Here is a 12,237-nt window from a genome sequence, read left to right as displayed (position 1 = left end):
GTCACACCCCGAACCGCTCGAAGGCGAAGATCGAGGTGTCGATGTGCAGGCCGTGCGCGGCGAGCTTGTCGAGGAACTTGGGCCGCAGGCCGGTCGAGCGCAGGGTGCCCAGCGGGGCACCCTCGTCGTCGTAGCCGGCCGAGTAGTCGAACACGAAGAGGTCCTGGAGCGTGATGATGTCGCTCTCCATGCCGACGACCTCGGTCACGTGCGTGATGCGGCGTGAACCGTCGCGGAAGCGCGTCTGGTGCACGATGAGGTCGAGCGCCCCGGCCATCTGCTCGCGGATCGCCTTGAGCGGCAGGTCCGCACCGGCCATGAGCACCATGGTCTCGATGCGGGCGAGCGTGTCGCGCGGGCTGTTCGAGTGCGCCGTGCAGATCGACCCGTCGTGGCCGGTGTTCATCGCCTGGAGCATGTCGAGCGCGGCGGCGTCGCGGACCTCGCCGACGACGATGCGGTCCGGGCGCATGCGCAAGGCGTTGCGCACCAGGTCGCGGATGCGCACCTCGCCGCGGCCCTCGATGTTGGGCGGGCGCGACTCGAGGCGGACGACGTGCTCCTGGTGCAGCTGGAGCTCGGCGGCGTCCTCGATGGTGATGATGCGCTCGTCGCCCGGGATGAAGCTGGACAGGACGTTGAGCGTGGTCGTCTTGCCGGCGCCGGTGCCGCCGCTCACCATGACGTTGAGGCGGCCCCGCACGCACTGGGCGAGGAACTCGACCACCGTCGTCGTGACCGTGCCGAAGGACACCAGGTCCTCGGCCTCGAACGCGTCGGTGGCGAACTTGCGGATGGTCAGGGACGGGCCGTCGATCGCCAGGGGCGGCACGACGGCGTTGACGCGGCTGCCGTCGGGCAGGCGCGCGTCGACCATGGGGGAGGACTCGTCGACGCGACGGCCGACGCGGGCGACGATCTTGTCGATCGTGCGGCGCAGGTGCGCGTCGTCGTTGAACCGGCCGTCGGCCGGGTAGAGCCGGCCGGCGCGCTCGACGTAGATCGTCGTGGGGCCGTTGACCATGACCTCCGTGACCTCGGGGTCGCGCAGGAACGGCTCGAGCGGTCCGTAGCCGAGGATGTCGTCGGAGATCTCCTGGGTGAGGCGCGCCCGGTCCACGGAGGTGAGCGGAGCGTCCTCGTGCGCGAGCACCTCCTGGAGCGTCACGCGCACGCGCGACTCGAGCTCGTCCTCGCTCAGCCGCGCGTCGTACAGCTGCGGGCCGAGGCTCTCGAGCAGCTGCGTGTGCACGGCGCGCTTGAGCTCGAGGAACGGGTCGGCGGCCGCGGTGCGGCGCACCCGGGGGCCGTCGTGGTTGTCGGGCTCCGGTGCAGTGCCGGTGCGCCCGCGGCGCGCGAGCGCGAGTCGGTCCGAGAGGCTCACGGGTTCCTCCTCCACCGGCGCGACCGCCGGTCCTTGCGCATGGGTGCCGGGATCGCGTCGTCGGCGTTCGTGCTCATCACGTACTCGTCGAGGAACGCGGTGATCGCGAGGCTCACGGGGTGCTTGGGCTCCTCGGACACCAGCGCCACGCCGCGGTTGGTCGACGCCGGGACGTCCCGGCTCGACGGGATCTGCGCGACGATCGGCGTCTTGAGGGTCTTCTCGACCTCGGCCATGGCCAGGCCGACCTTGGAGTCGGAGCGGTTGATGACGACCTTCAGCCGATCGCGCGGGAACCCGATGAGGTCGAGGGTCTCGAGCGTGAGCTTGAGGTTCTTCAGCGCCGGGATGTCGAGCGTCGCCATGAGCGCGACGACGTCGCTGCGGTCGAAGGCCGCGAGCACGTTGTCGTCGAGCGCGGGCGGGGTGTCGACGATGACGTAGTCGAAGCTCTCGCGCATGAGCTCGAGGATCCGCACCACGAGCGGGGTCGGCACGGCCTCGGCGGCGCTGGGCTCCATGGGCGCGACGAGGGCCTGGAGCCCCGAGCGGTGCGGCGTCATGAGCGACGTCAGCGCCGGGCCGTCGAGGTCGTCGCCCATCGCTGCGGCGTCCGCGATCGTGTGCGTGGGGAACAGCTGGAGCGCGATGGCGACGTCGCCGAAGGACAGGTCGAGGTCCACCAGGGCGACGCTGCCGCGTCCGGCCGCGGCGATCGAGGCCGCCATGTTGGTCGACAGCGTGGTCTTGCCGCAGCCTCCCTTGGCGGAGAACACCGTGACCACCCGGCCGCGCCTCGGGCCGGCGGCGGCGCCCTCGCCGTCCTCGACCGTCTCGCGCAGCCGGCTGGCGATCTCGCGCTGACGCCGCACGGCGGCCGAGAGCCCCGCCAGGTCGCGCTCCTGCACCACCTCGCGGATGCCGGCGCGCAGGGCGTCGGAGAGCACCGCGGTGTCGATGCGCCGGCGCACGAGCACGACGCCGAGGCTCGGGCGGTCCAGCCGCATCTGCTCGGCCAGGGAGAACGCGTCGTGCTGGTCGACGCTCGGGCCGAGCACCACGCAGTCCTCGAACAGGTTGAGCTTGAGGTGCTCGTGGAGCGCGTCCAGGCCGGGCAGCACCTGCGCGTCCGGCCCGAGCGCGCCCTTGATCGACTCCGCGCCCAGCGGGTCGAACTCGACGATGGCGGTCATGTCGGCGCGATCAGCCGAAGAGGTTCTTGGAGGTGACGCCGGGATCGCCCTGGGCCACCTTGGAGTTCTTGTCCTCCAGGGCGAACCAGAGACCGGCGTACTGGGTGGCCGAGACCTTCCCGGAGGCGAAGATGATCTTCTCCGCCTGCTGCTGGCTCACCGCGAGGGTGAGGATCGCGGTGGGGATCTGCTCGGTGTTGCTCGGCTGCGTCTGGTCGCTGCTCGCGGTGGTGCGCGACACCACGGTGGTGGGGCCCACGGCCACGACGGGCACGTGCGTCAGCAGGGCGCGCACGCCGTCCTTGGTGCCGTCCGCGGCGTAGGTGAAGATCGTGACGTTCGACCCGGGGGAGACGAACCCGGCGACGCGCTGCGGGTCGTCGAGCTGCACGGAGACCGCCACGGTGCCGGCCGGGAGCGCGAGGCCGGAGGTCTGCGCCACCGCGCCCCACTGCTGCCCGAGGATCTGCTGGCCGGGGAACACCGGCACGACCGCGACGAGATTGGCGATCGACGAGGCGTCGGACAGGGCGCCGGGCACGACCGTGCTCTGCGGCACCTGCGCCTCCTCGAACGCGCCGTTCGAGGAGGCGGTGGCACCGGTGGTGCCGGTCTCGATCTGGGTCTTGGCGACCAGGACCTTGACCAGCGCCTGGCCCTCCTGGGCGGCGTTCTTCGCGTTCTGCGCGTACAGGAACACCAGGACGGTCCCCAGCGCGGCGATCACCAGCGCGGCGACGAGGAGCAGCGTACGTCGACCCATGAGGACCTCGGCTCGTGCGACCGCGCGGGACGCGGTGCGGATCGGACACCGGGGCACCGGCCCCCCGGGCCCGGTCCCGGCCGCGGTCCCGCGACACCGATCCCGGACCCCGGGGGCGGACCCCCGGCGGAGCGGACACCCGTGGTCTGCTCCCGGTCCATTAGTAGCCCTCCGTGACCGGGACGGAAGATCCAGGCGCGGCGTCGGGACGTTCGGCGGGGTGTTTCATCCGTTCGTATGACGCTCCGTGACTGACGGTGGTCGCAGGACCCTCGGCCTCCGCCGGGCGCCGAACGTCCTTCCGGCGGGCCGTCAGCCGGCCGAGACGGTGGCCACGACGCCGGCGCGGCGCACGTCGTCGGCCCACATCCGCCGCACGCGCAGCCAGGTGGCCGCCGACCACGCGACGAGGGCGACCGTCACCAGCACGGGCAGCAGGGGGCTGTCGCCGAAGGTGGCGAGGGAGAACACCAGGCCGACCAGCGTCGTCACGCCGGCCAGCCGCGCGGAGTAGACGGCCATCGACCCGGGCGGGGCGGGGGTGTCGCGGGCGCTGCGCAGCTCGGCGCGGTGCGGGCGGGTCACCGAGAGCTTGAGGCAGGTGACCACCACGATCGCGACGCAGCTCGCGGACGCGCCGACGGCGCACAGCAGGTCGACGGCGGTCGGCGCGCTGGCCGCGCGCACCGACGAGCCGACCAGCACCAGCGCCACGGCGCCGCCCACGACCTCGAGCACCACGCGCGCCTTGCTGCGCAGCACGAGGGCCGGGTCGTGCGGCATGGTCGCGACCCAGGTGGCCCCCGAGCCGTCCAGGGCCAGGGCGTTGACGCCGAAGAGCAGCGCGGCGCCGGAGGACACCAGCGGGGGCAGCAGCGCGATCGACGACCACGGCAGGCTCGCCACCGCGGCCGCGGCGACCGGCAGCAGCGCCAGGATCACCAGCCCGCGCCGCAGCGGCGGGGAGCGCCACACCGACGCGCGGTCGACGGCCACGAGGGCGGCGAGGGCGGAGTCGCGCTGCGCCCGCCTCCGCACGGGCCGGGCCAGCGGCCCGTCGGTGCCGCGGTCGCCGGGCCGGCGCAGCGCCCAGGCGGCCAGGCGGACGGCGGCGAGGTAGCCCGCCACGGCGACGACGAGGAGCACGGCCACGGTCGGCAGCGCCTCGCTGCGGCCCTGCGCGGCGTCGAGCTCGGAGACCAGGACGCTCACGGTGGGCGCACGGTCGAGCAGGCCGGTCAGCCGGCCGGTGGTCGCGAGCACCGCGCCGTACCCCAGCAGCAGGCCCAGCAGGGTCCACGTGGCCACGCGGCCGCGGCGCGTGCGCCGCACGCCGACGAGGGCCCAGCCCAGGGCGTGGCCCACGGTGGTGCACGCGACGAGGAACAGCACCAGCACACCGAGCGGCGGCAGCGGGCCGAGCTCGCCGCGCACGGCGTACGACGTGGCCCCCACGAGCAGGAACACCTGGAAGTACCAGGCGATGTTCAGCGGCGTGAGCGCCAGCGAGAGCCGCACGATCGTGGGCACCCGCACGGGGTAGGCGACGAGCTCGGACTCGGGGATCAGCTCGGTGCCGCCGCCCGCCGCGAGCGGCGCGATCACCGAGAACAGCGCGAACGCGAGCATCGCCGACGGCAGCAGCGCGCGGACCTCGCCCGTGCGGTCCACCGGCACCCCCGCGCGCAGCAGGTCCTCCGCCGAGGGGCCGGTGCTCACCAGCCGCCCGAGCGGGACGCCGGCCGCCGCGACGGCGAGCGCCACGAGGGTCACCAGCGACACGACGGCCAGCACCAGCAGGCCGGCGCGGACCGCGGGCGAGCGCACCATCCGCCACCGCAGGGCGAACAGCGCCCCGGCCTGGCCCCGGCTCATGCGCGGCTCACCGCAGCAGCTCGCGGTAGCGCTCGGCGCCTGCCTCCCCGGCCAGCTCCGAGGACGGCGAGGCGGACACAACCCGCCCCGTGCGCAGCACGACCGCCTCGTCGCAGGCGGCCACCGCCAGCGAGAGCAGGTGCGTCGAGACCAGCACGGCGGCCCCGCGCAGCCGGGCGCGACGCACCTCCTCGAGCGTCGCCTCGACGCCGAGCGGGTCCACGCCGTCGAACGGCTCGTCGAGCAGCAGCACGGCGGGCTCGTGGAACGCCGCGAGGAGCACGGAGAGCCGGCGTCCCATGCCGTGGGAGAAGCCGGAGGTCACGCGGTCGGCCGCGCCGGCGAGGTCGAAGCGCTCGAGCAGGTCGCGCGCGCGGTCCTCCCAGCCGGGCGCCATGCCGCGCAGGCTCGCGGCGAGCTGGAGGTGCTCCCACGGCGTGGCCCGCGGGATCAGGCCGCCGACGTCCGGGCAGTAGCCCACGACCTCCCGGGCCCGGCGCGGCTCGCGTCGCGCGTCGACCCCGGCCACGCGGATCTCGCCGTCCGACGGCGGCAGCACGCCGGCCAGCACGCGCAGGCTCGTGGACTTGCCCGCGCCGTTGCGTCCCACGAGCGCCACGGAGGCGCCCGCCGTCACCCGCAGGTCGAGCGCGTCCACCGCGCGCACGCTGCCGAACTCCACGACCAGCCCGCGCACGTCCACGAGGGCGCTGCCGGACGCCGGGACCCGGTCGGTCGGTGTGCTCACCGGACCAGGGTGCCGTGTCGCGCCCGCCCGCGCGTGCCGGGCGCGGGGACGCGCTGCCCCGATCGGGTGACCGGCGGTCGCGGCGGGTCCGCCCGGCAGCGGCCCCGACCGCCGGCTAGGAGTAGAGCGACTCCACCTCGCCGGCGAGCTCCTTCATCACCACGTCGCGCTTGAGCTTCATCGACGGCGTGAGCTGGCCGCCCTCCTCGGTCCAGTCGCCGGGGACGATCCGGAACCTGCGGATGGACTCGGCCTGCGACACGGCGCGGTTGGCGTCGTCCACGGCGTGCTGCACGGTGGCCCGCAGGTCGGGGTCCTCGGCCAGGTCGGCGACCTCCGCCGCCGGGTCCTTGCCGTGCTCGCTCCTCCACACCGGGAAGGACTCGGGGTCGATGGTGACGAGCGCGGCCACGTAGGGCCGCGCGTCGCCCACCACCATGCACTGGCCGACGATCCAGTGGCTGCGCAGCCGGTCCTCGAGCACCGCAGGGGCGACGTTCTTGCCGCCCGCGGTCACCAGGATCTCCTTCTTGCGCCCGGTGATCGACAGGTAGCCGTCGTCGTCGAGCGCGCCGAGGTCGCCGCTGTGGAACCAGCCGTCGGCGTCGATCGCCTCCGCCGTCGCCTGCGGGTTGGCCCAGTAGCCGCGGAACACGTGGCGGCCGGAGAGCAGCACCTCGCCGTCGTCGGCGATGCGCACGGAGGCGCCCGGGAACGGCCGGCCCACCGAGCCGATCCGCAGCAGCCGGGGACGGTTCACCGTGGTGGCTCCCGCGGTCTCGGTGAGCCCGTAGCCCTCGAGCACGACCAGGCCCGTGCCGCGGAAGAAGTGCCCGAGTCGCGCGCCCAGCGGCGCCCCGCCGGACACCGCCCAGCGCACCCGGCCGCCCATGGCCGTGCGCAGCCGCGCGTAGACCAGGCGGTCGAACAGGGCGTGCTGGAGCCGCACCCCGAGGCCTGCGCCACCACGGTCGAGGCCCTCGCTCCAGGCCACGGCCACCGCGGCGGCCCGGTGGAAGATCGCGCCACGCCCGTCGGCGATGGCGCGCTGGCGTGCGCCGTTGAACACCTTCTCGAACACCCGCGGCACCGCGAGCAGGAAGGTGGGCCGGAACTCCGCGAGGTCCTCGAGCAGGTTGCTGACGTCGGGCGTGTGGGCCAGGCGGACGCCGCTGCTCACGCACGCGATCTGGATGATGCGACCGAACACGTGCGCCAGCGGCAGGAACAGCAGCGTGGAGCACTCGGGGTCGGTGAAGATCTCGGGCACGCTGGCCACGACGTTCTCCGCCTCGTAGGCGAAGTTCTCGTGGGTGAGCTCGCACCCCTTCGGGCGGCCGGTCGTCCCCGACGTGTAGATGATCGTGGCGAGGTCGTGGGGGCCGACCCCGGTCCGGCGCGCCTCGAGCTCGTCGTCGTCCACGTGCGCGCCCTCGGCGGCCAGCGAGTCGAGCCCACCGTGCTCGACGACCACCGTGCGGCGCAGCGCCGGGAGCCGCTCGGCCGCCTCGTCCACGAGCGCGTGGTGCCGGTCGGCCTCCACCACCGCCAGCACGGCCCCGGAGTCGCCCAGGATCCACTCGACCTGCTCGGCGGAGCTGGTCTCGTAGATCGGCACCGTGACCCCGCCGGCGTACCAGATCGCGTAGTCGACGACGGTCCACTCGTAGCGCGTGCGCGACATGAGCCCGACCCGGTCGCCCGGCCCGACCCCCGCCGCGACGAGACCCTTCGCGGTCGCCCGCACCTCGGCGTGGAAGTCCCGGGCCGTGACGTCGCGCCACACGCCCTCGGCCCGGCGCGACAGGACCACGCGCTCCGGGGTCGTGGTGGCGTGCCGGACGACGTCGTCGGTCAGCCGGGCTGCGACCGGCTCCGGGACCAGCGGCGGCTCGTGGATCTCGTGCACCTGGCGCTCCCGTCGTTCGTCGGTGTCCCCGGACACGGTAGGGCCCCCGGCGCCGTGGAGCGCTCGTTCGAGGGAAGCCGGCGCGTGGCACCGGCGGCGGCGTGCCAGGATCGCGGCGTGCCGGCCGTCGACCTCGTGGACGAGACCTTCGTGGTGGCCGACCGCGCGGAGCTCGCCCGCATCGTGGCCGATCCGGCGCGCTGGCGCGCCTGGTGGCCCGACCTCGAGCTGAGCGTGTTCATGGACCGCGGCTTCGACGGGATCCGGTGGTCGGTGTCCGGGCGCTGGGCCGGCTCGATGGAGATCTGGCTCGAGCCCGTGCTCGACGGTGTCCTCGTGCACCACTACGTCCGGCTCGACCCCGCCGACCGGGCGGGGGACGCCGCGGCTCCCGGACCGGCCGCACGGCGCCGGGCCGCCCGGGAGAGGGCCCGGCGGGCCCGGGCCTGGAAGCGCGCGGTGTGGGAGCTCAAGGACGGTCTCGAGGCCGGCCGCGCCCCGGGCGAGCCCCGCCCGCTCGGGCCCGCGCCGGCGGAGCCGTCCGGCGGGCCTGCGGCCGCCGGGGACGCGCACCCGGACGGCGGCGGGGCCGGGCCGGCGGCGCCCCGCGCCTGAGCGGGCCCCCGGGCGGCGGGTCAAGGGGAGGGGTGGGTGTGCCGATGAGGCACTCGTGCCGATCCAGTCGCGTTGCCCCACGTGCGGCGCCGCCGTGCCGGTGGCGGCCGCCTGGTGCTCGCTGTGCAACAGCGACCTGCGCCCGCGGCTGGCCAACCCGAACGCCTCGAGCGTGCTGCCCGGAGCCCCCACGGCGAGCCCGCTGACCGCGCCGGTGCCGCCGGCGGCCGAGCCCGGGCCGGCCGTCGCGTCTGCTCCCGCAGCCGTGACCGTCGCCGACGCCCGCGGCGCCCACGCCGCCCACGCTCCTGCCGCGGATCCCGACGAGGACGAGGACGACGACGTCCCGCTGGGGCGGCACAGCCGCGAACGGGTGCCCGCGCCCTCCCGGGCGAGCGCCGCGCCCCGGGCCCGCACCGGGCGGCACGCCGCCGGCTCGCGGTCGCACCACGACGTCGCCACCCTCGAGCACGTGGAGCTGCCGACCGCGGACGAGGCGACCCGCGAGGAGGTCCACGCGATCGCCGAGGAGATGCTCGGCCGCCTCGCCGTCACCGAGCCGCGCAGCCGCCTGGTGAGCCCCGAGGACCTCCCCGGCGGCAAGTGGGGCGTCATGCTCGGCGGCGCCGCGGCGGTCACCGTCGTCCTGCTCGTGCTCGGCTCGCTGCTCGTCCTGCTCACCAACCACTGAGCCCACGGCCGCGCAGGCCGCGACTGCGCGCGGGTGCGGTCGCACCTAGGGTCGTGGCGTGCGCATCCACGTCGTGAGCGACGTCCACGGCAGCGTCGAGGCGCTGGCCCGGGCGGGGGAGGGCGCGGACGCCCTGGTGTGCCTCGGCGACCTCGTGCTCTACCTGGACTACGACGACCCCGCGCAGGGGATCTTCGCGGACCTGTTCGGTGCCGAGAGCACCCGGCGCTTCATCGAGCTGCGCACGGCCGGGCGCTTCGCCGAGGCCAGCGCCTGGGCCATGGACCTGTGGACCGAGGCCATCGCGCGGGAGGGCCGCAGCCGCGGCGAGCTGCACGAGGAGCGCGTGCGGGCTCAGTACGCCGCCCTGTTCGCGGCCATGCCCGAGCCGGCGTACCTCACCTACGGCAACGTCGACGTCCCCGTGTTCTGGCCGGACTACCTGCGCCCGGGCCACACCGTGCTCGACGGCGAGGTGACCGAGATCGGCGGCCTGCGGGTGGGCATGGTGGGCGGCGGGCTGCGCAGCCCCATGCGGACGCCGTACGAGCTCGACGAGGAGACGTTCGCCGCCAAGGTGGCGGCGCTCGGCGAGGTGGACGTGCTCTGCGCCCACATCCCACCCGCGCTGCCCGAGCTCACCTACGACGTGGTCGCCCGGCGCTTCGAGTACGGCAGCAGGGCGATCCTCGAGCACGTGCGCGAGACCCAGCCCCGGCTCGTGCTGTTCGGCCACGTGCACCAGCCGCTGGTGCGCCGGGCGCGCGTGGGCCGCACCGAGTGCGTCAACGTCGGGCACTTCCGCTCCCGCCGCCGCCCCTTCGCCGTCTCCTGGTGAGCGGGCCGGCCCGGGCCGCACCGAGTAGGGTCCCGCGCATGGCCGATCGGACCGAGTCGAGCATCGACATCACCGCCACCCCGCCGCAGGTCATGGCGGTCGTCGCCGACCTGGCCGCCTACCCCCAGTGGAGCGACGGCGTCACCTCGGTGGAGGTCCTGACCGAGTACGAGGACGGGCGCCCGGCCGACGCTCGGTTCGTGGTCGACGCCGGCGTGATCAAGGACACCTACGAGCTCGAGTACGACTGGGCCGACGACGACAGCTCGGTCACCTGGAAGCTCACCTCCGGCACGATGCTCAAGATGCTCGACGGCGCGTACACGCTGCGCGACAACGGCGACGGCACCACGCACGTCACCTACCAGCTCGCCGTCGACGTGAGCGTGCCGATGATCGGCCTGATCAAGCGCAAGGCCGAGAAGGTCATCGTGGACACCGCCCTGCGGGGCCTCAAGGAGCGCGTGGAGGGCACCGCCCCGCGCGAGTAGGTTCCTCCCGTGCGGGTGCTGCTGGTCGTGGGCAAGGGCGGGGTCGGCAAGACGACCCTCGCCGCCGCCTCGGCGCTGGCCGCCGCCCGCGACGGCGCCCGCACGCTGCTGGTGAGCACGGACCCGGCGCACTCGGTCGCCGACGTGCTCGACCTCGCCGAGGGTCGCGTGGCCGACTGGCGGCTGGCGGCCGAGCCGGTCGGCGTCCCGGGCGCCTCGGGGCGGCTCGACGTCCTCCAGATCGACACCCGGGCCCGGCTCGACTCGGCCTGGACGTCGCTGCGCCGAACGGTGGCCGGGCTGCTCGGCGACGCCGGGGTCGACCCCCTCGTGGCCGAGGAGATCGCCGCGGTGCCCGGCGTCGACGACGTCCTCGCCCTGCTGGAGGTGCGCCGCTGGGCGGCGGGCTACGACGCGCTCGTCGTCGACTGCGCGCCCACGGCGGAGACGCTGCGGCTGCTGGCCCTGCCGGAGGCCTTCGAGCGCCTGGTGGCCCGCGCGCTGCCCATGGACCGCCGGATCGCCCGGCTCGTGGGGCCGGCGGGGCTCGCGCCCGCGACCGTGGAGGCGCTCGCGGCGCTCGACGCGCTCGCCGCCGACCTGCTCGCCGTGCGCGACCTCGTCACCGGTCCCGGTGCCGCGGTGCGGCTGGTGACCACCCCGGAGAACGTCGTGCTGGCCGAGACCGCACGGGCCAGGACCACCCTCGCGATGCTGGGCCACCACGTCGACGGCGTGGTGGTCAACCGCGTGGCCCTCGCGGGGGCGTGGCCCGAGCCCCTGGCCGAGCGGCACCGCGAGGTGCTGGTGCGCACGCGCGACCGCTTCCCGGAGCTGCCCGTGCGCTGGGCCCCGTACGCCGAGACCGAGCCGGTGGGGGTCGCGGCGCTGCTCGCCCTCGCCGACCGTGTGCTCGACGGCGCCGACCCGCTCGACCTCGCCGCCCCGCGGCTCGCGGCCGGCCCGCGCACGGACGGCGAGCGGTGGTTCCTCGACGTCGCCGTGCCGGGTGCCGGTGCCGGCGAGGTGCTGCTCGCCGTGACCGAGGGCGGCGACCTCGTCGTCGACCTCGGGCCGCACCGCCGGGTGCTGGCGCTGCCGTCGGTGCTGCGCCGCTGCGAGGTCTCCGGGGCGGTGATCGACCTCACCGAGTCCGGCTCGGTGCTGCGCGTGACCTTCGAGCCGGACCGCTCGCGCTGGACCAACCTCGGGACGTCCCGGTGAGCGAGGAGGCCCGCGCGGGGCAGGAGGCGGCGCGGCTGCTGCGTGCCGCCCAGGAGTGGCTGCGGTCCTCGGCCCCCCACCTCGCCCCCTCCGCCCCGGACGGCGAGCCGTGCTCGTGCCCCGTGTGCCGGGCGGTGGCGACGGTGCGCGAGGCCGACCCGGACACCGTCGCCCAGTGGGTCGACGGCGCGGTGGCGGCGGCCGGCGCGCTCGCCACGCAGGCCGCCGAGCGGGCGCGCGCGGCGCGCGACGGCGCGCAGCAGGAGCCGGCGACGCCCGGCCCGGCGGAGGCGTCCACGGGCCCCGCTGCCGGCGACGACGCGGACGCGGCCCCGGGCGGGGGCGGTCCGGGTGGCGAGCAGCGGGCGCACGAGGCCCCCGCGACAGGGCAGGATGGCCCCGGTCCGCGGGTGCGCCGCATCCCGGTCGACCCCGGCGAGGGTCGGCCCGAGGGGTGAGGCGGCACCGCGGGCCGCGAGCCGTCAGGCCCGGGACCGCCCGGGACC

General features: G+C 75.5%; 11 protein-coding genes and 1 pseudogene. 6 read left to right on the top strand and 6 right to left on the bottom strand.

What is annotated here, in order from left to right; all coding sequences use genetic code 11:
- Position 1 precedes the first annotated feature (1 nt).
- The 6 genes from GC157_09125 to GC157_09100 form a co-directional block, all read right to left on the bottom strand.
- Positions 2 to 1,384, bottom strand: a complete 1,383-nt coding sequence (locus GC157_09125; GenBank protein ID MBI1377625.1) for a CpaF family protein — start codon at positions 1,382 to 1,384, stop codon at positions 2 to 4.
- Entirely contained in the window at positions 1,381 to 2,577 is a 1,197-nt protein-coding gene (locus GC157_09120) for an AAA family ATPase (GenBank protein ID MBI1377624.1), read from the bottom strand. Before GC157_09120 ends, GC157_09125 begins: the two co-directional genes overlap by 4 nt.
- Before the next feature lie 10 nt (positions 2,578 to 2,587).
- Entirely contained in the window at positions 2,588 to 3,340 is a 753-nt protein-coding gene (gene cpaB, locus GC157_09115) for a Flp pilus assembly protein CpaB (GenBank protein ID MBI1377623.1), read from the bottom strand.
- A 312-nt stretch (positions 3,341 to 3,652) separates the two neighbouring features.
- Complete coding sequence (locus tag GC157_09110; protein ID MBI1377622.1) at positions 3,653 to 5,215, bottom strand: hypothetical protein; 1,563 nt, start codon at positions 5,213 to 5,215, stop codon at positions 3,653 to 3,655.
- 7 nt (positions 5,216 to 5,222) lie between these two features.
- The gene (locus tag GC157_09105; GenBank protein MBI1377621.1) at positions 5,223 to 5,963 is read right to left on the bottom strand and encodes an ATP-binding cassette domain-containing protein; all 741 of its coding nucleotides are present in this window, start codon (positions 5,961 to 5,963) and stop codon (positions 5,223 to 5,225) included.
- A 115-nt stretch (positions 5,964 to 6,078) separates the two neighbouring features.
- On the bottom strand, positions 6,079 to 7,872 hold the full coding sequence (locus GC157_09100) for an AMP-binding protein (GenBank protein MBI1377620.1): 1,794 nt from the start codon (positions 7,870 to 7,872) through the stop codon (positions 6,079 to 6,081).
- A gap of 117 nt (positions 7,873 to 7,989) precedes the next feature.
- On the opposite strand from GC157_09100, the pseudogene GC157_09095 reads away from it, so the two are divergent.
- From GC157_09095 to GC157_09070, 6 genes and pseudogenes are all read left to right on the top strand, one after another.
- Positions 7,990 to 8,382 (top strand): annotated as a pseudogene (locus GC157_09095) (polyketide cyclase / dehydrase and lipid transport).
- A gap of 160 nt (positions 8,383 to 8,542) precedes the next feature.
- On the top strand, positions 8,543 to 9,178 hold the full coding sequence (locus GC157_09090; protein MBI1377619.1) for a hypothetical protein: 636 nt from the start codon (positions 8,543 to 8,545) through the stop codon (positions 9,176 to 9,178).
- Between the two features lie 58 nt (positions 9,179 to 9,236).
- The gene (locus tag GC157_09085) at positions 9,237 to 10,016 is read left to right on the top strand and encodes a metallophosphoesterase (protein ID MBI1377618.1); all 780 of its coding nucleotides are present in this window, start codon (positions 9,237 to 9,239) and stop codon (positions 10,014 to 10,016) included.
- A gap of 38 nt (positions 10,017 to 10,054) precedes the next feature.
- Complete coding sequence (locus GC157_09080; GenBank protein ID MBI1377617.1) at positions 10,055 to 10,507, top strand: DUF2505 family protein; 453 nt, start codon at positions 10,055 to 10,057, stop codon at positions 10,505 to 10,507.
- 9 nt (positions 10,508 to 10,516) lie between these two features.
- Entirely contained in the window at positions 10,517 to 11,731 is a 1,215-nt protein-coding gene (locus tag GC157_09075; GenBank protein MBI1377616.1) for an ArsA family ATPase, read from the top strand.
- A complete protein-coding gene (locus GC157_09070; protein MBI1377615.1) occupies positions 11,728 to 12,189 on the top strand; it encodes a hypothetical protein in 462 nt (153 codons plus the stop codon). The genes GC157_09075 and GC157_09070 overlap by 4 nt, the downstream gene beginning before the upstream one ends.
- Positions 12,190 to 12,237 lie beyond the last annotated feature (48 nt).

Source organism: Frankiales bacterium (assembly GCA_016125335.1).
Lineage (GTDB): Bacteria > Actinomycetota > Actinomycetes > S36-B12 > CAIYMF01 > Longivirga.
This window is presented reverse-complemented; position numbering and strand designations above follow the sequence as displayed.

Coding starts and splice junctions, on each gene's coding strand:
- GC157_09080 (MBI1377617.1), top strand. CDS start 10,055: ATGGCCGATCGGACCGAGTCGAGCATCGACATCACCGCCACCCCGCCG.
- cpaB (MBI1377623.1), bottom strand. CDS start 3,340: ATGGGTCGACGTACGCTGCTCCTCGTCGCCGCGCTGGTGATCGCCGCG.
- GC157_09110 (MBI1377622.1), bottom strand. CDS start 5,215: ATGAGCCGGGGCCAGGCCGGGGCGCTGTTCGCCCTGCGGTGGCGGATG.
- GC157_09120 (MBI1377624.1), bottom strand. CDS start 2,577: ATGACCGCCATCGTCGAGTTCGACCCGCTGGGCGCGGAGTCGATCAAG.